The organism is Microbacterium sp. nov. GSS16, assembly GCF_028198145.1.
In the GTDB taxonomy this organism is placed as follows: domain Bacteria; phylum Actinomycetota; class Actinomycetes; order Actinomycetales; family Microbacteriaceae; genus Microbacterium.
The window spans coordinates 2833947-2855004 of the sequence record NZ_CP116338.1; the positions used below are offsets into that span (position 1 = coordinate 2833947).

The following is a 21058-nucleotide window of genomic DNA, read 5'->3' on the forward strand; positions in this document are numbered from 1 at the left end:
GACGGTGCCGGTGGCGAGCTCCGCAACGCGGGTGTGGAAGCGGGCCGGGTCGTAGCGGGTGGAGTCGCGGCGACCGCGATGAACTTGGCGCCGCAGCCCACGGTGATGTCCACCGCCATGACGGTCGAGTCCCAGGGGCGGTAGGCGTCCCCGCCCACCGCGATCGAGAGCGCGATGAGGAGCGCATAGGCGAACGTGCCCACGAAGCAACCCAGCCCCCACTGGATGACGCGATCGGCCTGGAAGACCGGCGAGATGCGCACGGACAGGGCGGTGACGCGCAGGCTCATGTCGGCTGTCAGCGCGCTGAAGACGAGGCCGGCCAAGGTGACCATGGCCCCGGAGATGATGCCCAGCAGCGACCCCGCGTCGACCTGCGGGTAATGCAGCGGCGGCGCGAGCGCGGTCGAGGGCAGGCAGCACGGCGCCGAGGGCGAGGGCGAGCAGGAAGAGACGCAGGGGGATGCCCCGCATCGTGGGCACGCGGACGTGGCGCACATGGCCGCCCATTCGCGGCGGTCGGCGGCTGTCTCCCGGCGGGCCGGGCCCGCCTCGGAATCGCCGTCCCTCAGCGCTGCACAGACACGGAACTCCTAGCGACCGGGCCGCCCGGCGGCGCGCCCGCCGCACCCATGGCGCGGCAGGTCGAGCCTACCGAGCGCGGCCCACCTCCACCACAGAGCGGGCGGGGCTCAGCCCTGCGGGTCGTCGTAGAAGCCGCCGCCCGCGCCGGCGCCCATGCGGCCGCGGTCGATGTAGTGCTCCTTGAGCCAGGCGGCGAGGCGCTGGCTGTGCTCATCGCCGCTCGACAGGATGTTGTAGGCGGTGCCGAGGCCCACGATGTCGTAGATCTGGAACGGTCCCATGGGCGCGCCCGTGGCGATCCGCCAGACGTTGTCGACGTCCTCTGGCTGTGCGTAGCCGCCCGCCGCCAGGTCGAGGGCCGCATTGAGGAAAGGCACGAGCAGCGAGTTGAGCACGTAGCCGGGGCGCTCCTTGAGCACGGGAATGGGCACCATACCGATGGCGCGGGCGAACTCCACGACCGTGTCGAAAACCGCGGGGTTCGTCTCCGCTGTGCCCATGACCTCGGCGGTGTTGAACTTCCAGATCTGGTTGGCGAAGTGCAGGGCGAGGAAGCGGTCGGGCCGCCCCGTGAAGTCCTTCATGTCGCTGGGCAACAGGGTCGAGGAGTTCGTCGCGAAGATCGTGTGCTCGGGGGCGAGCGCCGCGAGCTTCTCGTATGTCTCGCGCTTTATGTCGAGGCGCTCCGGGACGGCCTCGATGATGAGATCGGCATTCCCCGCGGCCTGCGCGAGGTCCGTCGTCATCGCCAGGCGCTCGAGCGCTGCCTGCGTGCTGGCCTCGGTGGCGCCCTCGACCTCGGCCCGGTAGGCGGTGACGAGCGCGTCCAGGCGCTTGCGGCCGGCGCTCAGGGCCTCGTCGCCGATGTCGTAGACGGTGACGTCGAAGCCGGAGTAGGCGGTCTGGTAGGCGATCTGGGCGCCGAGCACTCCGGCGCCCAGCACGGTGACGCGGGCGATGTCGCTCATGGTGTTCCTCCTCGATGGGCCGCCGGGGCGGCAGCCGCGCAACCTGCGCGCCTATTTTTGAGCTTACTCATTTTTCCGCGCACGGCAAGGGCGCGGCCTGGCGCCCGCTCCCCTCGCGTCCGGGGCTACTTCCGCAACGCGCAGCGCGCAGCGCGCGGCGCGCGGCGCACGAGCGCGGCGACGAACCGCGCCCGGTCGGCAGGGGCGACCAGCGCGGCCAGCGCCTCGGGCTCGGCTGGCAGCCCCGCCCGGCGCGTGCCCTCGAGCGCCTGGCATCGAAGACCGGCGGGAGGGACCAGATCCCCTGGAGCTCGCGCAGGAAGATCTGCGCCCCGGCGGGCCCGATGCCGGGAAAGGCGCGCAGCAGACGGCTCAGGGCCGCGGGCTCCGTGTGCCCCGCTGCACGCAGCCGGCGCAGGTCACCGCCGTAGTCCGCGAGTAGCTGCTCTGGCATGCGGCCCAGGCGGGTCGCAGTGCTCTCGTCGTAGCGGCCGTAGCCGGCGCGGCGACGCGTCGAGGCGCGCATGTGCGCCGGGGGTGGTGAGGCCGGCGTCCCACAGCTCACGCGCGGCGGCCACCGCGATGTCCGCCCCATCGTGGTCCCTTCGAAGTGGAGCAGGTCCATCGGAACCTTAGCTATGGCCACCGACAACGAGAGACGTGTTCGGGCCGCAGAAGGCATCTATGGACCTATCGCCAGACGTTGGATCGGAGCACTCAGACCCCTTGCCCGCAGGGCCCAAGCAACACAACCCCTGGCCAGGCCGGCTCCCTAGACGTTGAAGCGGAACTCCACCACGTCGCCGTCCTGCATGACGTAATCCTTGCCCTCGAGCCGCGCCTTGCCCTTCGCGCGGGCCTCGGCGACCGACCCGGTCGCGACGAGGTCGTCGAACGAGATGACCTCGGCCTTGATGAAGCCCTTCTCGAAGTCGGTGTGGATCACGCCTGCCGCCTGCGGCGCCTTCGCGCCCTGCGGGATGGTCCAGGCGCGCGACTCCTTGGGGCCGGCGGTGAGATAGGTCTGCAGACCGAGCGTCGCGAAGCCGATGCGGGCGAGCTGGTCGAGACCCGATTCGGTCTGACCGGTGGCCTCCAGCAGCTCCTGCGCGTCCTCCGGGTCCAGCCCGATCAGCTCCGACTCGATCTTCGCGTCGAGGAACACGGCCTGCGCGGGCGCGACAAGAGCCTGCAGCTCTGCCTTCCGCTCCTCGTCGGTGAGCACCGATTCATCGACGTTGAACACGTAGATGTACGGCTTCGCCGTCAGCAGACCGAGCTCCTTGATCGGCGACAGGTCGATGCCCGCCGTCGAGAGCAGCTGACCGCGCTCGAGGGCATCCTTCGCTGCGTTCGCGGCATCCAGAACCGACGGGTCGGTCTTCTTCTGCTTCACTTCCTTCTCGAAGCGCGGCAGCGCCTTCTCGATCGTCTGCAGATCGGCGAGCATGAGCTCGGCGTTGATGGTCTCCATGTCGCCCTTGGGGTCGACGGTTCCCTCGACATGCACGACGTCATCGTCGACGAAGCCGCGCACGACCTGCGCGATCGCGTCGGCCTCGCGGATGTTGGCGAGGAACTGGTTGCCGAGCCCCTCCCCCTCGCTCGCGCCGCGCACGATGCCGGCGATGTCGACGAACGACACGGTGGCGGGCAGGATGCGCTCGCTGCCGAAGATCCCGGCCAGCACCTGCAGGCGCGGATCGGGCAGGTTCACCACGCCGATGTTCGGCTCGATCGTCGCGAACGGGTAGTTCGCCGCGAGCACGTCGTTCTTGGTCAGCGCGTTGAAGAGGGTGGACTTGCCGACGTTGGGCAGGCCGACGATTCCGATAGTAAGAGCCACGGGATACGAGTCTACCGGCGGGGACGCCGCCGCAGAGTCGGTGGGATCAGCCGCGCAGCGCCCGGAATGCCCAGGTCACGTACGGCACGTCGATGCTCGACTCCTCATCCAGCCCCAGTTCGTCGAACAGGTCGTCCATCCCCCGCCGGATGCTCGCCAGCTCACTCTCCGATGCGGTGATGAGGTGGCTGCGCGACGCAGCCATCCGGTGCAGCTGGGCACGCGTCATCGGCCGCCGCCACTCCCACCGCTCGCCCTCCAGCGAGCCGAACGGCGGTGCGACGGTGGGACCGCCGGCGTCGAGCATCTCCTCCGCGGCGCTCGCGCGCATGATCGCCGTGAGCCGGCGCACCCAGTCGACGCGGCCGTCGCGTGCGTTCCAGATCAGCCCCAGCGTCCCACCCGGGCGCACCACCCGCCCGATCTCCGCGGACGCGGTGACGGGGTCAACCCAGTGCCACGCCTGCCCCAGCACGACCGCGTCGACACTGGCATCCGGAAGCGGCAGCGCCTCCGCTGTGCCGAGGAACGTCGGCACGCCCGGCACCTGCTCACGCAGCTTCGCAAGCATAGTGGCATCCGGATCGATGGCGACGACCTCGGCGTCGCGCGCCTCGACGACCACCCGGGTGAGTTTGCCGGTTCCCGCGCCGACATCCGCGAGACGACGCGACCCCTCGGGCATGCACTCGAGCATCCACGCGACCGCCTCGAACGGATAGTCGGGTCGTGCCGCCTCGTAACTGTCGGCCTCGGCGCCGAAGGATGTCGCTCGCGAATCGCCCATGTTCGTCAGCCTACGGCGAGTCTGCCGGGCGGCGTCCGGATGCCGCGGGATGGTGGATCCGTGCCACTGGACTTCACTGCGATCGATTTCGAGACGGCGAACTCCAGTCCCGCCTCCGCCTGCTCCGTCGGGCTCGTCCGCGTCCGCGACGGCGCGGTGGTCGCGCAGACCGGATGGCTTATCCGTCCGCCGATGGGTCACGACGACTTCAACGAGTGGAACGTCCGGATCCACGGCATCCATCCGCACCACGTCATCGGTGCCGCGACGTGGGCGGAGCAGCTCGACCGCCTCTGCGATTTCGCGGGAGACGACGTGCTCGTCGCGCACAACGCCGGATTCGACCTGAACGTGCTGCGTCGCGCCTGCGAGGCCACCGGCCTCGCCGCGCCGCCGTACCGCTCACTGTGCTCGCTCGCCGTGGCCCGCAAGACGTACACGCTGGACTCGTACCGACTGCCGCTCGCGGCCGCTGCGGCCGGTTTCGGGGAGTTCGCGCACCACGACGCTCTCGCCGACGCCCGTGCGTGCGCGCAGATCGTCATCGACGCCGCCCGTCGTGCCGCGGTGCGCGATGTCGCGGCACTCGGCGCCGCCCTGGGCGTGGCTCTCTCGGCCCCGCTCGTCTGTGAGCTCGAGCCCGCTGTGGCCTGACCTGGCGACATCCGACACAATGGTCAGGTGACGAACGGACTGAGCCTCGAAGTCATCGAGGGCACTTTCGACCTCGCCCGTCAGGGTCGCACCGAACCCCTGGGCGAGATGATCGACGCCGGGGTGCCCGTCGACGTGCGCAATCCACGTCAGGACACCCTGCTCATCGTCGCCGCCTACGCCGAGCACGTCGAGACGGTCGGTGAGCTGATCGCACGGGGCGCCGACCTGGATGCCGTCAACGCGAACGGGCAGACCGCGGTCTCGTGCGCCGTGTTCCGCCGCAACGAGCCGCTGCTGCGGCTGCTGCTCGATGCCGGTGCCGATCAGGATGCCGGTGGGCACAGCGCGAAGCAGATCGCCGACCAGTTCGGCCTCGGCGACATGCGCGCCGTCCTCGACTCCTACTGAGAGGCCCGAGTGAGCGCTCGGCGACTCACGCGCCGCCCGGCACCCACGACAGCAGCGCGATGACGACGCTGGAGGTCGCGAGGAACGCGCCGATGAACCACCACGAGCTCAGCTCGTGTCCCTCTTCGCGCCGAACCCGGAAGAGCACGTCCGCACGGCGTGCCGGATCGAATCCGGGCTGCACGGCGGCCTTGGCCTGCTGAGCGGCCATGATCTGCTCCTCGGTGACACGGAGGATGCGGCCGGTCGGGGTGGTGATGTGCGCGGCGCGGCTCGGACTCGCAGACGTCTCGTTCAACGGCATCCCGAGCACTCCTCTTCATGACCATGGCGGCGCGCTGGTCACGCCGTACACGTCTATTCTGCCAGCCTCTGCTGGGAATGCCGGGATGCGAGGTCGGATGCCAGGGTCAGAGCCACTTCGAGACGAGGTGATCCGACACGATGCGACGCAGTGTGCCCGACGCGCCACGCAGCACGACGCTCTCGGTGTAGAGGTAGTTGCCCTCACGCCGCACGCCCCGCACGAGCTGTCCATCGGTGACGCCGGTCGCGACGAAGATCGTGTTGTTCCCCTGCACGAGGTCGTCGGCCTCGTACACCTTGTCGAAATCGAGCCCCGCGTCGATCCCGCGCTGGCGCTCGTCGTCGTCGCGCGGCCAGAGCACGCCCTGGATGTGACCGCCGAGCGCCTTGATCGCGCAGGCGGTGACGATCCCCTCGGGGCTGCCGCCGATGCCGACGCACATGTCGGTGCGGGCGTCGTGGCGCGCGGCGTTGATGCCGCCGGCGACGTCGCCGTCGCTCATCAGGCGGGTGCCGGCCCCGGCCTCGCGGATCTCGGCGATGAGCTTCTCGTGACGCGGGCGGTTCAGCACCGAGACGACGAGCTCGTCGACCGGCTTGCCGAGGGCCTTCGCGAGGCGACGGACGTTCTCGCCGATGGGCTTGCGGATGTCGACCACGCCGACTCCGGCCGGCCCGGTGACGAGCTTGTCCATGTAGAAGACGCTCGACGCGTCGAGCATCGAGCCGCGATCGGAGACCGCCAGCACGGAGAGAGCGTTCTGGCGTCCTTCCGCAGTCAGCGTCGTGCCGTCGATCGGATCGACGGCGATGTCGCACTCGGGGCCTCGACCGGTGCCGACCACCTCGCCGTTGAACAGCATGGGAGCGTTGTCCTTCTCGCCCTCGCCGATGACGACCCGGCCCTGGAAGTCGACGGTTCCGAGGAAGGCGCGCATCGCGTCGACGGCAGCGCCGTCCGCAGCCTCCTTCGCGCCGCGGCCGATGAACGGCACGGCACGGATGGCCGCCGCCTCGGTGGCGCGTACGAGCTCCATCGCGAGGTTGCGGTCGGGACGGAGGGGGCTGAGATCTGCTGTGAGGCTCACCATGCCGGTCAGCCTAGTGACGAAGCAGGATGGAAATCGGGACTTTTCACGATATGAAGGCGAAGAAAACGCACTTCTTGCCACCTGATAAAGATTCGCGCCCGGGCGGGCGTAACCACGCGGATATCCGCACCCCTGCGGGCTAAAGTGAGCATGCACCCCGACCGACAGAAGCAGGAGAACTCATGCCCGTCGCCACTCCGGAACAGTACGCAGAGATGCTCGACCGCGCGAAGGCCGGTGGCTTCGCGTATCCCGCTTTCAACGTCTCGAGCTCGCAGACGATCAACTCCGTTCTGCAGGGTCTCACCGAGGCAGGCTCCGACGGCATCATCCAGGTGACCACGGGCGGGGCCGACTATTTCGCAGGCCACACCGTGAAGGCTCGCGCCACCGGCGCCCTCGCTTTCGCGCGCTACGCGACCGAGGTCGCCAAGAACTACCCCGTGACCGTCGCCCTGCACACCGACCACTGCCCGAAGGATGCGCTCGGCGGGTTCGTCGAGCCGCTGATCGCGGCATCCGAGGAAGAGGTGAAGGCGGGCCGCAACCCGATCTTCCAGTCGCACATGTGGGACGGCTCGGCTGTGCCGCTCGACGAGAACATCGAGATCGCGAAGGAGCTTCTGCCCCGCATGAAGGCGATCAACGCCATCCTCGAGGTCGAGATCGGCGTCGTCGGCGGCGAAGAGGACGGTGTCGCCCACGAGGGTTCGAACGACGCCCTCTACACCACCTTCGCCGACGTCGACCAGGCGATCCAGGCCCTCGGCCTCGGCGAGCAGGGCCGCTACATCGCCGCCCTCACCTTCGGCAACGTGCACGGCGTCTACAAGCCGGGTGGCGTGAAGCTGCGCCCCGAGCTGCTGGGCGAGATCCAGGCCGAGGTCGCCGCGAAGTACAACACCGGTCCGAAGCCGCTCGACCTCGTCTTCCACGGCGGCTCCGGCTCCAGCGACGAGGAGATCGCCCTCGCGGTCGCCAACGGCGTGATCAAGATGAACATCGACACCGACACCCAGTACGCGTACACGCGGGCGATCGCCGACTACATGTTCAAGAACTACGACGGCGTGCTCAAGGTAGACGGCGAGGTCGGCAACAAGAAGCAGTACGACCCACGCGCCTGGGGCAAGATCGCCGAGTCGGCGATGGCCGCTCGCGTGGTCGAGTCGACCCGCCAGCTCGGCTCGTACGGTCAGTCGAAGAGCTGACCACAGCCCGAGAGCTGAGCGCTCTCTGACATGGAAGAGGGATGCCCTGACCGCTTGGCGGTCCGGGCATCCCTCTTGTCGTCGACGCAGCGGTCGCGGCTCAGTGCCCGCGAGTGCGGCTGCGACTGCGGCTGCGACGCACCCAGATCGCCAGATCGATGATCGCGTCGCAGACCATCAGCACGCCGATTCCCCGCGTGGCCGCCGAACGCGACCGCGCGGCAGCGACTCCGGCGGTGAACTCCGCGACACTGATCGCCACGCCGAGCGCCGGCCTCTCCCGCAGGAATCGTGCGGCCCGCGCGAGCGGACGCTCACGACGGGTCAGTGCCGTGAGTTCGGCGACGCCGCCGACGGCGAGGTCGATCACCGTTCGGGGCCAGCCACGGGGCGCGTACCGCTGCCCGGCTCCGTTCCCGTCGATACCGGCGGCGACGAGTGATGCCGGCACGCCGAACGCGGCGACGAAGGCTTCGATGCGCTCGAGCTCGCCGACCGTCCCGCCGAGCGCCTCCGGTGCGCATGCCCGCACCGCCGCATTGATGTCGAGCGCGACGCCCAGGCGCAGTCCGCGCAGCTCGTCGCTGGTGCCGTCGGCCTCGAGAAGCATGCGGCGGTAGACCTCGGCGCTCTGCGGCACCGCGATGGTGTCGACATCGAGCAGCGGCTGCATGAACCGCTCGATGTTCGGCCAGAACATCCCCGTGCCTCCATCGGCGGTGACCTCGATCCACGCCTCCCCATGCTCGGGGAGGTTCACCTCGATGATCGGATGGTCGGCGCGGCCGCTCGTGACCGCCAGATGCGTGCCGCCGGTGGCGTAGCGGTACAGCGACCAGGTCTCCGTCTCGACGTATTCGACATCGGCGCCGGTGATCTGCGCGGTGATGCGCGCACCCCACGGCCCGCGCCGCGAGAACTCCGCAACCGTGACCGGCTGCACGGCGAAGCCGTCGTTGTCGACGCTGTCGGGCATCCCGAACCCGCCGAGATCCTCCGAAGCCGCTGCAGGGTCGTCGAGCTGCTCGAACGCGGCGCCGAACTGCTCATCGAGCTCTTGATCGACCTCCTCGAGAGCATCGTCGGAGGCGCCGAGATGCAGCGTCAGCCCGGCATCGTCGAACATCTGCTGCAGAGCGAGAGCAGACAGATCGAACCGCAGCCGGTCATCGGCATCGAGCGAGACCACGGCGCCGCTCTCGGTGACGGGGATCAGGAAGACCGCTTCACCGCCGTCGGACCCGCGGGATGCTGCGAGCACGCGCTCTGCCCGCAGCAGCTCGGACGCGACCGCTGTCGGATCATCGCCTTCCGCGGACTCGACGAGGGCATAGCTGACGTGGAACGCGATCTGCTCTTCTGACACCCCTCGAGGCTACCCGGCGGGTGCGTTGAGCAGTCCGGCGGTGAATGCCGGATCGCCCAGCATCACGACCGAGATGCATCCCGACACCAGCGACATCGTGATGACGAAGCCGACCAGCGGGATCCACCACGCCGCTCTGCCGAGCTTCATCTGCCGGAACGACAGCCATGCGGTGGCCGCGTAACCGACGAGCAGAACCACCACGGCGATCACGCCCCACGTGCGCGCAGCCGCGAAATTGCTGAACTCTCCCTCGAGCCCGAGCAGCGACATCGACTCGGACAGCGTGGTCGACATGTTCACGAACTGCGGAACCGACGACAGGACGTTCACGAGCCCGAAGCCCAGCAGCACCAGCGTCACGAGCCGGCCGACCGGGTGCGCCGGGGTTCCCTGCGGCGCAGGTCGAGCGCTGCGGCCGGGCGCTGGCGACGGTGCTGCGGCTGGCGACGGTGCTGCGGCCGGCGCCGGATCGGCGGTCAGAGGGGGCAGACCTGCACGCGCACGCTGCTCTTCAGGCGAGGCATACTCACCGTACTGCGGCCGATCGACGCTCATGCGCGCGAGACCCGACCTCCGAGAGCGCGCTCGTCGCGCTTGCCGGAGTTGTCCTGGCGCAGCTCCTTGGGCAGCGAGAACATGAGGTCCTCCTCCGCGGTGCGCACCTCTTCGATGTCTGCGTAGCCGGCCTCGTCGAGGGCGTCGAGAACCTCGCGCACGAGCACCTCGGGCACCGAGGCCCCGCTGGTCACGCCGACCGTGCGTACCCCGTCGAGCCACTCCTGACGCACCTCGTCGGCGTAGTCGACGCGGTACGCGGCCTTCGCTCCATACTCGAGGGCGACCTCGACCAGGCGCACGCTGTTCGACGAGTTCGCCGAGCCGACGACGATGACGAGATCGGCATCCTTCGCCACCTTCTTGATCGCCACCTGACGGTTCTGCGTGGCGTAGCAGATGTCATCCGACGGCGGGTTCTGCAGTTCGGGGAATCGCGTGCGCAGCCGGTTCACCGTCTCCATCGTCTCGTCGACGGACAGCGTCGTCTGCGAGAGCCACACGACCTTGCTCGGGTCCTTCACCACCACGGTGTCGGCCTCGTCGGGCGAGTTGACGATGGTGACACGCTCGGGCGCGTGGCCCGCGGTGCCCTCGACCTCTTCATGCCCTTCGTGACCGATCAGCAGGATCTCGAAGTCATCCCTCGCGAAGCGCACGGCCTCGCGGTGCACCTTGGTGACGAGCGGGCACGTGGCGTCGATCGCGTGCAACCCGCGATCCGCAGCGCCCTGCACGACCGCCGGCGAGACGCCGTGCGCGCTGAAGACGACGTGCGCGCCCTCGGGCACCTCGTCGACCTCCTCGACGAAGATGGCGCCCTTCTGCTCGAGCTCGGTCACCACGTGGATGTTGTGCACGATCTGCTTGCGCACGTAGACGGGGGCGCCGTAGCGCTCGAGCGCCTTCTCGACGGCCACGACAGCGCGGTCGACTCCCGCGCAGTAGCCACGGGGGGCGGCCAGCAGCACGCGCTTCTCGCCGTCGACCGGACGGTTCTCGAGGCGCGCACGCTCGGCGGCGCGACGACGGGTCGGAATGTGCGGCACAGGCAGCGAGACGGCGGTTGAACTCACCCCGCCAGTCTACCGATGCCACCTGTTCGCGGGCCGGGAGCGGGCGGGCCGGATGGGTCGGCGGCACCGTGCCCTGGGGGCCGACACTCCAGATGTCGGACGGATTCGCGAGATCCGTCCGACATCTGGAGTGTCCCCGGAATGCAACGCCCGGGCCGGTCTCGGTCGCCGCGTCGGCGGCATCCGGAAGAATGGTCGGGTGACCGTCTTCGAAGCCACCGCGATCCCCGGCGAGCCGCCGCCCGCCGACTCGGTCGCGCCGCGCGACTCGCGACCGGATGCCCCCACCTCGGTCGCCCGGCTGAACGGGACGATCCGCGATTTCATCGCCCGCTGGAACACCGTCTGGGTGGAAGGCGAGATCACCTCGTGGAATCTGCGGGGCGGCAACGTCTTCGCGCGGCTGAAGGACAACCGCTCCGATGCGCAGATCTCGATCCGCGTCTGGTCGAGCGTGCGCCCGCGCATCCCCGCCGACCTCGCCGTGGGCGACCACGTCGTCGCGGCCGTCAAGGCCGACTACTTCGTCAAGGGCGGCGACTTCAGCTTCATCGTCTCGGCGATGAAGCACGTCGGTCTCGGCGATCAGCTCGAGAAGCTCGAGAAGCTGCGGGCGCAGCTGCGACAGGAGGGCCTGTTCGACTCCGCGCGCAAGAAGCCGCTGCCGTTCCTGCCGCACTGCATCGGTCTGATCACGGGCGAGCGGTCGGATGCTGAGAAGGACGTGCACCGCAACGCCGAGCTGCGCTGGCCGCAGGTGCATTTCCGCACCGAGCACGTCGCCGTGCAGGGAGACCGCTGCGTTCCCGAGGTGCTCGCAGCACTGCACCGTCTGGATGCCGATCCCGACGTCGACGTCATCGTCATCGCCCGCGGCGGCGGCGACCCGCAGACCCTGCTCGGCTTCAGCGACGAGCGGCTCGTGCGCGCCGTGGCCGCCTCATCCACCCCGGTCGTCAGCGCGATCGGGCACGAGAACGATCACCCGCTGCTCGACGACGTCGCCGATCTGCGCGCCTCGACCCCGACGGATGCCGCGAAACGGGTCGTTCCGGATGTCGGCGAGCAGCGCGCGATCGTCGCGCAGCTGCGGGCCAGGGCCACGACGCGGCTCACTCAGAGGATCTCGCACGACATCGCGCAGCTCGAGCAGCTGCGCTCGCGCCCGGTGCTGCGCTCGCCCGATCCGATCATCGACGACCGCGCACAGGAGGTGTGGCTACTGGCATCCCGCGGTCGCGACACCGTCACCCGGGCGCTGGATGCCGCTCAGCGCTCCACCGCCGAGCTGCGCGCCTCCCTGCGTGCCCTCTCCCCCGCCGCCACCCTCGCGCGTGGCTATGCCATCGTGCACCTCGACGACGGGCGCATCCTCAGCGACGCCGCCGACGCTCCCGTCGGCACCGCGCTCACGGTGGCGGTCGATCGCGGCTCGCTGCGCGCGGTGTCCGAGGGTGAGACATCCGAGGCCGGCTGACCAGTTCCCGGCATCCGCCTCCGGCATCCGACCGGGCTCCGGGGCCGTCCCGGCACCGGCCCCGACATTCCGGATACGTTCTGGGGGCCGACACTCCAGATGTCGGACGCTTTCCGTGGATGCGTCCGACATCTGGAGTGTCGGCCCCCTTTCCGCCGCGGCATCACCGGATCGGCGATGTCCGACACGCCGGTAAGATGGGGGCGTGACTGCCCCCAGCGACTCCCCTGTCGAAGAACTGTCGTTCGAGGCCGCACGCGATGAACTCGTGCGCGTGGTCGCCGAGCTCGAGCAGGGCTCGCCCACGCTCGAGCACTCCCTGGCTCTGTGGGAGCGCGGCGAGGCGCTGGCCGCCCGTTGCGAGGAGTGGTTGCTCGGCGCGAAGCGCCGGCTCGATGCCGCCCGTGACGCGGCATCCGGCGGAGCGGGCGAATGAGCCGGGAACCGCGGGTCGTCGCAGGTCTCGGGCGACCCGAGACCGCGCAGGAGACCGCCGACCGCAAGGCGGAGGCCAGCCGCGTCTACCGCTCGAGCCAGACGTTCCGCAACCTCATCGCCGCGCTGATCGTGACGGTCGCAGTGGTCGCGATCGTGGTGCTGGGAGTTCCTCGCGGCGAGGTTCCCGACCGCCCGGCGATCGACGTCGCGGCGATCGCCGCAGACGTCGAGACGTCGATGCAACGGCCCGCACTCGTCGTCGAGGCCGACGACTACTGGCGGGTCAACGAGGCCGCCCTCTCGGGCGGCAGCACCCGTGTCTGGACGATCACGCTCGCCCCCGCCGCCGACGACGCGCGCGGATTCGTCCGCGTGGCGCAGGCGTTCGACGCCGACGTGACCTGGGCACCGCAGGTTCTCGACGGCATGGCCCCCACCGGCACGACGACGATCGCCGGTCGCGAGTGGGACGAGTTCGACCTGCGCGGTCGCGGCTCCGCCAACATCTCCTACGCCATCGGGACCCAGGCCGGGCCCGACTACGTCCTGTTGTACGGCTCGCAGTCGCCCGAGGCGACGGCCGAGCTGGCAGAGACCCTGTCCGCACAGATCGACGACCTTGAGGAGGCCGAATGACCGCAACGCTCACCCCCGCTGAGGCATGGCGGGAGATGCTCGACGGCAACAGGCGATTCGTCGCCGGCACGCCCGCGCATCCTCACCAGGACGTCTCCAAGCGCCATGAGCTGGCCGAAGGTCAAGCGCCCATCGCGACTCTGTTCGGATGCTCGGACTCGCGTCTCGCCGCTGAGATCATCTTCGACAAGGGCCTGGGCGACCTGTTCGTCGTCCGCAACGCGGGGCAGGTCATCGGCGAGTCGATCGTCGCCAGCTTGGAGTATGCCGTCGGCATCCTGAACGTGCCGCTGATCGTCGTGCTCGCGCACGACTCGTGCGGAGCGGTGCGGGCGGCGATCGACGGCACCGCCATCGACTCGGCCCCGCTTCCGGCCGGCATCTGGAAGCTCATCGCACCGATCGTCCCGGCAGCGCGCAAGGTGCTCGCCGAGACCGGCGGCACGACGCCCGCCGACATCGACGCCGAACTGGTCGGTCGCGAGCACCTGCGCAACACCGTCGCAGACCTGCTGCACTCGTCCGAGATGATCAGCAACGCCGTCGCCGACGGCCGGCTGGGCATCGTGGGCGCGAACTACCGCCTCGCAGAGGGCACCGCGGTGCCCGTCGTCACTGTGGGCATCGACACCGAGGGGCACATCCCCGCTTCTGAGGAGGGATCGGCATGACCGACATCGAGTACCGCATCGAACACGACACCATGGGCGAGGTGCGCGTGCCTGCCACGGCGCTGTACAGCGCGCAGACCCAGCGCGCCGTCGAGAACTTCCCCATCTCGGGCAAGGGCCTCGAGTCGACGCAGATCGCTGCCCTCGCCCGCATCAAGAAGGCCGCGGCGCTCGCCAACAAGGAGCTCGGAACCCTTGACGGCGCGATCGCCGACGCGATCGCCCAGGCCGCCGATGAGGTCGCTTCCGGCAAGCACGACGGCGAGTTCCCCGTCGACACCTACCAGACCGGCTCCGGCACCTCGTCGAACATGAACATGAACGAGGTGCTGGCGAACCTGGCATCCGGAATCCTCGGCTCGGCCGTGCATCCGAACGACCACGTCAACGCATCGCAGTCGTCGAACGACGTGTTCCCGACGTCGGTGCACATCGCCGTCACGCAGGCGCTCATCGACACCCTGATCCCCTCGCTCGACCACCTCGCCGTCGCCCTCGAGGCGAAGGCGGAGCTGTGGAAGGACGTCGTGAAGTCGGGGCGCACCCACCTCATGGACGCGACGCCGGTCACCCTCGGCCAGGAGTTCGGCGGCTACGCCCGTCAGATCCGCCTCGGCATCGAGCGCGTGCAGTCGGCTCTCCCCCGCGTGGCGGAGGTGCCCCTCGGCGGCACTGCCGTCGGCACCGGCATCAACACCCCGCTCGGCTTCCCGCAGAAGGTCATCGAGCTGCTCGCTGCCGAGACCGAGCTGCCGATCACCGAGGCGAAGGATCACTTCGAGGCGCAGGCCAACCGCGACGGCCTGGTCGAGACCTCGGGTGCGCTGCGCACGATCGCCGTGTCGCTGACGAAGATCAACAACGACCTGCGCTGGATGGGATCGGGCCCGAACACGGGTCTGGGAGAGCTGCACATCCCCGACCTGCAGCCCGGCTCGTCGATCATGCCCGGCAAGGTCAACCCCGTCGTGCCCGAAGCCGTACTCATGGTGTGTGCGCGCGTGATCGGCAACGACGCGACGGTCGCATGGGCCGGCGCATCGGGCTCGTTCGAGCTGAACGTGGCAATTCCGGTGATGGGCACCGCGCTGCTCGAGTCGATCCGTCTGCTCTCGAACGCCGTGCGCGTGCTGGCCGACAAGACCATCGACGGCCTCGAGGCCAACGTCGAGCGGGCTGCGGCCTTCGCCGGCATGAGCCCGTCGATCGTCACGCCGCTGAACAAGGTCATCGGCTACGAGGCAGCCGCCAAGATCGCCAAGCACTCGGTTGCCAAGGGCATCACCGTGCGCGACGCGGTCATCGACCTCGGCTACGTCGAGCGCGGTGAGATCTCGGAGGAGGAGCTCGACGCGAAGCTCGACCTCCTGTCGATGACGCACGCGGGCTGAGTCCGCAGGCCTTCGGGTCGTCGGGCGGCGTCGCCAGGGGCTTTTGCCGCCCTACCGGTTACGTTTCGGGGGCGCTTGCCGCCCTACCGGTTACGTTTCGGGGGCGCTTGCCGCCCTACCGGTTACGTTTCGGGGGCTTGCCGGCCTAGCGGTTACGTTTCGGGGGCCGACACTCCAGATGTCGGACGTTTCGCCATGATTCGTCCGACATCTGGCGTGTCGGCCCCCGTTTCGCATCCGTCCCCACCCGGAGCGGAGAGGCGAGTTGTCCACAACCCCCGGTTAACGGGATCGAGCGCGAACGTCGTGTCGCGGATGCTGGGGACATGTTCGATCCCCATGATCTGCTCACCCGACTCGGTGGACTCGCGCAGGGCGCCCAGCTTCAGGACTACGGCGTCTCGCGGATGCAGCTGAGCAGAGCCGTGCGAAACGGGCAGATCGAGCGGTTGCGTCCTGGCGTGTTCGCGACACACGGAGCCGCCGACGCCGAGCGGGACGCCGCTCGGCACGGGGGCGCACTCACATGCGCTGCAGCGCTGCGGCACCTGGGCGTGTGGGTGATGTCGACGGAGCCGCCACCGCATGTCTGGGTCGGCCGCCGTGGACGCGTCTATCCGCACTCCGGATGCCGTTGCGTAAGCCACTACTTCCGCACCGGACGTGTGCGCTTCGGAGTCGTCGACGTCGAAACCGCTCTTCTGCATCTCTACCGCTGCGAGGGTGAGGAGTCGTTCTTCGCTCACTCGAGTCGGCGTTGAAACAGCGCAAGCTCACCCGTTCCGCACGCGCACGCGTGCGTGCGGCACTGCCGGCGCACGCGCGATGGCTCGTCGACTTCGCGCGGTCGGATTCAGACAGCGGTCTCGAATCGCTGCTGCGGCTGCGCCTGCATCTGCTGGGGATCGCGCTCGACTGCCAGGTCGTCATCGGCGGTGTCGGACGAGTCGACTTCGTGGTCGACGGGCGTCTCATCATCGAAGCGGATGGGAAGGAGAATCACGACGGCTCGACCATGCGGCATAAGGACCTGGTTCGGGATGCCGCTGCTTCCGCCCTCGGGTACGAGACACTGCACTTCGACTACGCCCAGATCATCCACGACTGGTCCGCGGTGCAGCGATCCATCATCTCGGCGTTGCGGCGGACGGCTCAGCGAGGATGAACGTGGTTGTGGATAACTTCGACGAGGTCTCGGCGATCCGAGTTAGCGTGGTGCGGTGACGATGACGACCACCCTCACGCGCACGGGCTCGGCCCTCGCCGCCGCCGGCCTGCTGATCGGGATGCTGTCGGCGTGCACCCCGGAAGCAGAGCCGACTCCAAAGCCCACGAAGACTGCCGCCTTCGCCTCAGACGAGGAAGCCTTCGCCGCCGCCGAGGAGACGTACCGGGCATACATTTCTGCGTATAACGAGATCGACCTCGCAGATCCCAGCAGCTTCGAGGCGACCCGCAACTTTGTGGTTGGCGACTACAGCGCGCAAGAACGAAAGACGCTTAGCGAATTCCATGCCAAGGGCTATGTCCGAACTGGGGCAACCGAGATTCTTCGATTCCAGGGTGATCGCGTCGATGGCGATATCGTCATCGCAGTCACCTGCAATGACGTCAGTGGCACCGACATAGTCGATCCATCAGGAAAATCGGTTGTAGCGCCCGACCGTCGCGATGTCTACGCACTCAAACTGACTTTTGCCTATAGGTCTCCCACCCTTCGGCTTGCCGATTCAACCCCTGTCGAGGATGCAACATGCGCCGGCTGACAGCGATCCTCGCAGGGCTGATCATCGTCACCGCTTGCTCTGTTCCATCGGCTGCTAATGCAAGCGGAAGTTCGACGTGCTCCGCCGCTGACCTAGAGATCGGAACGTGCCAGGTTGCACTCGGCGGCGGGACAGCGACGATCAAAGGCTCACGAACATCGCCGGGCCAGCAGGGCGAACGAACTCCGTCAAGACATTCTCCCGGCGGCTCGAACGCCACGATCGATAACGCGCCGCGACAGCCGACGCCGTTCGAGGAATGCCTTGTGGACTGGGACTCGTACATCGGGTGCTGGAACGTCGTGCCCTCAGACGACACTCCACCCGACGAAGGCGACGAATCGCCCGGTATGCCGCCGATCACCATCACCGACCTTGCGAGCTTCTCTCCGGCGCAGGGCACCGTAGTTGGCGAGCCAGGAAATCTCGGGGTCGTGGGCCTCCCGACGAACTTCGTGACCGAGGCTGCGACGCACGTCCGTTCGGGTCAGCTGTTCGGATTCCCGATCGACGTGCGCTTCACACCGGTTTCCTACACGTTCCACTACGGAGACGGGCAGTCGCAGACGACCTCCTCCCCCGGCACCAGCTGGGAGAGCCTCGGCCAAGCGCAGTTCACGCCCACTGGCACCAGTCACACCTACGCCGATCGCGGAACCTACGACGCGAGCGTCGACATCGCCTACACAGCCGAGATCGACCTGGGTGTCGGCTGGTTCCCGGTCGAGGGCCAGCTCGACATCACCGGCCCGGCACAGCAGATCCGCATCTTCGAGGCGCACACCGCGCTGGTCGCTCGCACGTGCGCTGAGCAGCCTTCCGCCCCCGGCTGCTGACCCGAGCATCGCCTCGAGCCATCGAGTTCGCCGACGCGCTCGCCTCAGCTTGAAGCTCGCCCCCACTCGAGGCCGGCGATTGCGACGCGAGGCGTGCGCGGTCGAGAGGATGCGCCGTCGAGACCGTGCCCCGTCGAGACAGATCCGGCATCCGGCATCCGTGCATCCGTGCATCCGGGCATCCGGGCATCCGGGCATCCGGGCATCCGGGCATCCGACCCGCCGCCAACGCGATGCGAATCGGGGGTCGACACTCCAGATGTCGGACGGATTCGCGAGAAACGTCCGTCATCTGGCGTGTCGGCCCCCCGAAACGTAACGGAAGCGACGGCCGGAAACCGTAAGCGGAAGCGATGCCCGGAACCACGACGCCCGCGAACCGAACGGACGCGAACCGTAACGGATCGGAACCGCGACGCCCGCGAACCGCGACGCCCGCGAACCGCGACGGACGCGAACCGTAACGGGCGCCCGCCGTCACGCACGCCGCCACGGAAGCACGCTTCCGTCGGCCCGACTCAGCTGAGCTCGCCGCCCTCCAGCAGTTCGGTCACGAGCGCTGCGATCGCCGAGCGCTCCGAGCGCTGCAGGGTCACGTGACCGAACAGATCGTGCCCCTTCAGCGTCTCGATCACGCTCGCGATGCCGTCGTACCGGCCGACTCGCAGGTTGTCGCGCTGCCCGACGTCGTGGGTGAGCACGACGCGCGAGTTCTGACCGATCCGGCTCAGCACCGTCAGAAGCACGTTCCGCTCGAGCGACTGCGCCTCGTCGACGATCACGAAGGCGTCGTGCAGCGACCGGCCGCGGATGTGCGTGAGCGGCAGCACCTCGAGCATCCCGCGGGCCACGACCTCTTCCAGCACGTTGCCCGAGACGACCGACCCGAGAGTGTCGAACACCGCCTGACCCCACGGGTTCATCTTCTCGCCCTGGTCTCCGGGCAGGTATCCGAGTTCCTGACCACCGACGGCGAACAGAGGTCGGAAGACGATGATCTTCTTCTGCTGCTGCCGCTCGAGCACCGCATCCAGACCGGCGCACAGCGCTAATGCTGACTTGCCCGTGCCGGCCCGCCCGCCCAGCGACACGATGCCGACCTCCGGGTCGAGCAGCAGGTCGATCGCGATCCGCTGCTCGGCAGAACGACCGTGCATCCCGAACACGTCGCGATCCCCTCGCACCAGCCGGTACTCGCCGTCGGCCACGACGCGCCCCAGCGCCGACCCACGCTCGGAGTGGATGATCAGCCCGGTGTTCACGGGCATCCCGCGCACCTCTTCGCTGAGGCCGACCTCGCTCTCGTACAGGTCGCTCATCTCGTCGCCCGAGAGATCGAGGGTCGCGATGCCCGTCCATCCGGCATCCACCGCCTGCTCGGCGAGGTACTCCTCCGCGGCGAGACCGAGCGAGGCCGCCTTCACGCGCATCGGCAGATCCTTCGAGACGATCGTGACGTTCTGCCCCTCTCCGGCCAGCTGCGCCGCCGTGGCGAGGATGCGGCTGTCATTGTCACTGAGTCGGATGCCCGCCGGCAGCACCGACATGTCGACAGCTCCCAGCTCGACCCGTAGGGTGCCGCCGTCGCCGACCTCGATGGGGAGATCCAGCCGCCCGTGCTCGACCCGCAGCTCATCGAGGTGACGCAGCGCGCGGCGGGCGAAGTAGCCCAGCTCGGGGTCGTGGCGCTTGCCCTCCAGCTCGCTGATCACCACCACCGGAAGCACGATCGAGTGCTCCGCGAACCGGAACAGGGCCTGTGGATCGCTCAACAGCACCGAGGTGTCGAGCACATATGTGCGAAGAGCCGTGTCATCGTGTGACACGGCTCGGGCTGCTGACGTGGACTGCTGCTGTGCTGTACGTGTGGTCACGATCCACTCCCACTCGGGATGTGCTCCCGGCTCTGCAGCGAGTCGACCAGGGTCACGAGTCGCGAACCTGGAGGCCGACCCGACCGGACACGGTGTCCGATGCCACGAACGTACTTCCGCTCGCCGCACACAACGGGAGACACGCGGAACGGTTCGCTTACGTTCCGGTGAACGACGAGGGTCAGGATGCCGGGAGGCGGCGTCACCGCCCGAAGCGGCGGTCACGGTCGGCGAAGTCGCGGATGGCGCGGAGGAAGTCCACCTCGCGCAGGTCGGGGCCGAGAGCCTCGACGAAGTAGAACTCGCTGTGCGCGCTCTGCCAGAGCAGGAAGTCGCTGAGCCGCTGCTCGCCGCTCGTGCGGATGACCAGGTCGGGGTCGGGCTGACCCCCGGTGTAGAGGTGCTCGCCGATCATCTCGGGCGTCAGCTGCTCGGCCAGATCCTCGAGGGTGCCGCCCGACGCGTTGTGCTTGCCGATGATGCTGCGCACCGCGTCGACGATCTCGTGGCGGCCCCCGTAGCCGACCGCGAGGTTCACGTGCATCCCGGCGTGGCCGCTCGTGCGCTCCTGAGCCTGGGCCAGCACCCGTGACAGCTCCGGCGGCAGGATGTCGGAGCGGCCAACGTGCTGCACACGCCATTCGCCGTGCTCGGCGAGCGTCTCGGCGAGTTCGGCGATGATCTCGATGAGATCGTCGATCTCCTTCGAGTCGCGCTTGAGCAGGTTGTCGGCCGAGAGGAGGTAGAGCGAGACGACGCCGATGCCCAGCTCATCGCACCAGCCGAGGAACTCGCGCATCTTCGCGGCCCCGGCGCGGTGCCCGGCGGCGGCGCTGTCGAAACCGAGCTGTCGCGCCCATCGACGATTGCCGTCGATCATCATCGCCACGTGGTGCGGCGCCTTCGACACGTCGATCCGCCGTCGCAGGCGTCGTCCGTAGAGCCGATAGAGGGGTCCCCGCCCCGAGCTCTCACGTGCAGTCACGTGCCTACGCTACTCCCACCCGACGCGAGCCCGCGGCAGCTCCCAGCTCATGTACCGCTTGCGGCATGCGCCCGAACGTAGAGTGAGCGCGTGAGCACCCGCCCCTCTGACAACGCAGACGTCCC

Annotated in this window: 22 protein-coding genes and 1 pseudogene; 12 read left to right on the plus strand and 11 right to left on the minus strand. The window is 68.7% G+C overall.

The features are described from left to right. Positions 1-149: 149 nt before the first annotated feature. The 4 genes and pseudogenes from PGB26_RS13915 to PGB26_RS13510 form a co-directional block, all read right to left on the minus strand. A pseudogene (locus tag PGB26_RS13915) lies at positions 150-500 on the minus strand (DUF2254 family protein); the annotation flags it as partial. A gap of 192 nt (positions 501-692) precedes the next feature. Further along, a complete protein-coding gene (locus PGB26_RS13500; RefSeq protein WP_271638189.1) occupies positions 693-1553 on the minus strand; it encodes a 3-hydroxyacyl-CoA dehydrogenase in 861 nt (286 codons plus the stop codon). A gap of 772 nt (positions 1554-2325) precedes the next feature. Beyond that, on the minus strand, positions 2326-3399 hold the full coding sequence (gene ychF, locus PGB26_RS13505) for a redox-regulated ATPase YchF (protein ID WP_191711923.1): 1074 nt from the start codon (positions 3397-3399) through the stop codon (positions 2326-2328). Between the two features lie 46 nt (positions 3400-3445). Continuing rightward, positions 3446-4186, minus strand: a complete 741-nt coding sequence (locus PGB26_RS13510; protein WP_271638191.1) for a class I SAM-dependent methyltransferase — start codon at positions 4184-4186, stop codon at positions 3446-3448. 60 nt (positions 4187-4246) lie between these two features. Between PGB26_RS13510 and PGB26_RS13515 the strand changes: the two genes are divergently transcribed. Beyond that, positions 4247-4840, plus strand: coding sequence for a 3'-5' exonuclease (locus tag PGB26_RS13515; protein ID WP_271638192.1), 594 nt, complete (start codon positions 4247-4249; stop codon positions 4838-4840). Positions 4841-4867: 27 nt separating this feature from the next. Further along, complete coding sequence (locus PGB26_RS13520; protein WP_271638194.1) at positions 4868-5251, plus strand: ankyrin repeat domain-containing protein; 384 nt, start codon at positions 4868-4870, stop codon at positions 5249-5251. Between the two features lie 25 nt (positions 5252-5276). Here PGB26_RS13520 and PGB26_RS13525 read toward each other — a convergent pair whose 3' ends face one another. Both PGB26_RS13525 and glpX read right to left on the minus strand, forming a co-directional pair. After that, positions 5277-5555: a hypothetical protein gene (locus PGB26_RS13525; protein WP_271638196.1), complete on the minus strand. Its 279-nt coding sequence runs from the start codon at positions 5553-5555 to the stop codon at positions 5277-5279. A 106-nt stretch (positions 5556-5661) separates the two neighbouring features. Then, positions 5662-6648, minus strand: a complete 987-nt coding sequence (glpX, locus tag PGB26_RS13530) for a class II fructose-bisphosphatase (protein ID WP_271638198.1) — start codon at positions 6646-6648, stop codon at positions 5662-5664. 182 nt (positions 6649-6830) lie between these two features. Between glpX and fbaA the strand changes: the two genes are divergently transcribed. Continuing rightward, positions 6831-7859: a class II fructose-bisphosphate aldolase gene (gene fbaA, locus PGB26_RS13535; protein WP_271638199.1), complete on the plus strand. Its 1029-nt coding sequence runs from the start codon at positions 6831-6833 to the stop codon at positions 7857-7859. Between the two features lie 100 nt (positions 7860-7959). Here the strand turns inward: fbaA and PGB26_RS13540 are convergent, their stop codons facing one another. The 3 genes from PGB26_RS13540 to PGB26_RS13550 are packed head-to-tail and all read right to left on the minus strand — an operon-like array spanning position 7960 to position 10823. After that, positions 7960-9225, minus strand: a complete 1266-nt coding sequence (locus PGB26_RS13540) for a hypothetical protein (protein WP_271638201.1) — start codon at positions 9223-9225, stop codon at positions 7960-7962. Positions 9226-9234: 9 nt separating this feature from the next. Further along, entirely contained in the window at positions 9235-9783 is a 549-nt protein-coding gene (locus tag PGB26_RS13545) for a DUF6264 family protein (RefSeq protein ID WP_271638202.1), read from the minus strand. Next, positions 9780-10823: a 4-hydroxy-3-methylbut-2-enyl diphosphate reductase gene (locus PGB26_RS13550; protein WP_442923022.1), complete on the minus strand. Its 1044-nt coding sequence runs from the start codon at positions 10821-10823 to the stop codon at positions 9780-9782. Before PGB26_RS13550 ends, PGB26_RS13545 begins: the two co-directional genes overlap by 4 nt. 235 nt (positions 10824-11058) lie before the next feature. Here PGB26_RS13550 and xseA point away from each other — a divergent pair, with 235 nt between their 5' ends. From xseA to PGB26_RS13595, 9 genes are all read left to right on the plus strand, one after another. Further along, positions 11059-12336, plus strand: coding sequence for an exodeoxyribonuclease VII large subunit (xseA, locus tag PGB26_RS13555; protein ID WP_271638204.1), 1278 nt, complete (start codon positions 11059-11061; stop codon positions 12334-12336). A 205-nt stretch (positions 12337-12541) separates the two neighbouring features. After that, a complete protein-coding gene (locus PGB26_RS13560; RefSeq protein WP_271638205.1) occupies positions 12542-12772 on the plus strand; it encodes an exodeoxyribonuclease VII small subunit in 231 nt (76 codons plus the stop codon). Further along, positions 12769-13410, plus strand: a complete 642-nt coding sequence (locus tag PGB26_RS13565; protein ID WP_271638207.1) for a DUF4245 family protein — start codon at positions 12769-12771, stop codon at positions 13408-13410. Before PGB26_RS13560 ends, PGB26_RS13565 begins: the two co-directional genes overlap by 4 nt. Further along, positions 13407-14081, plus strand: coding sequence for a carbonic anhydrase (locus PGB26_RS13570; RefSeq protein ID WP_271638209.1), 675 nt, complete (start codon positions 13407-13409; stop codon positions 14079-14081). Before PGB26_RS13565 ends, PGB26_RS13570 begins: the two co-directional genes overlap by 4 nt. After that, a complete protein-coding gene (locus PGB26_RS13575) occupies positions 14078-15472 on the plus strand; it encodes a class II fumarate hydratase (protein WP_271638210.1) in 1395 nt (464 codons plus the stop codon). The genes PGB26_RS13570 and PGB26_RS13575 overlap by 4 nt, the downstream gene beginning before the upstream one ends. Positions 15473-15798: 326 nt before the next feature. Continuing rightward, positions 15799-16233 (plus strand): type IV toxin-antitoxin system AbiEi family antitoxin domain-containing protein, encoded by a 435-nt coding sequence (locus PGB26_RS13580; RefSeq protein WP_271638212.1) that lies wholly within the window; start codon positions 15799-15801, stop codon positions 16231-16233. Beyond that, positions 16230-16637, plus strand: a complete 408-nt coding sequence (locus PGB26_RS13585) for an endonuclease domain-containing protein (RefSeq protein WP_271638213.1) — start codon at positions 16230-16232, stop codon at positions 16635-16637. Before PGB26_RS13580 ends, PGB26_RS13585 begins: the two co-directional genes overlap by 4 nt. Before the next feature lie 55 nt (positions 16638-16692). Next, complete coding sequence (locus tag PGB26_RS13590; protein WP_271638215.1) at positions 16693-17238, plus strand: hypothetical protein; 546 nt, start codon at positions 16693-16695, stop codon at positions 17236-17238. A gap of 266 nt (positions 17239-17504) precedes the next feature. After that, positions 17505-18074: a hypothetical protein gene (locus tag PGB26_RS13595; protein ID WP_271638216.1), complete on the plus strand. Its 570-nt coding sequence runs from the start codon at positions 17505-17507 to the stop codon at positions 18072-18074. A 518-nt stretch (positions 18075-18592) separates the two neighbouring features. Here PGB26_RS13595 and PGB26_RS13600 read toward each other — a convergent pair. Next, positions 18593-19948, minus strand: a complete 1356-nt coding sequence (locus PGB26_RS13600; RefSeq protein ID WP_442922990.1) for a PhoH family protein — start codon at positions 19946-19948, stop codon at positions 18593-18595. Positions 19949-20150: 202 nt separating this feature from the next. Beyond that, a complete protein-coding gene (locus PGB26_RS13605) occupies positions 20151-20933 on the minus strand; it encodes an isoprenyl transferase (RefSeq protein WP_271638218.1) in 783 nt (260 codons plus the stop codon). Positions 20934-21058 lie beyond the last annotated feature (125 nt).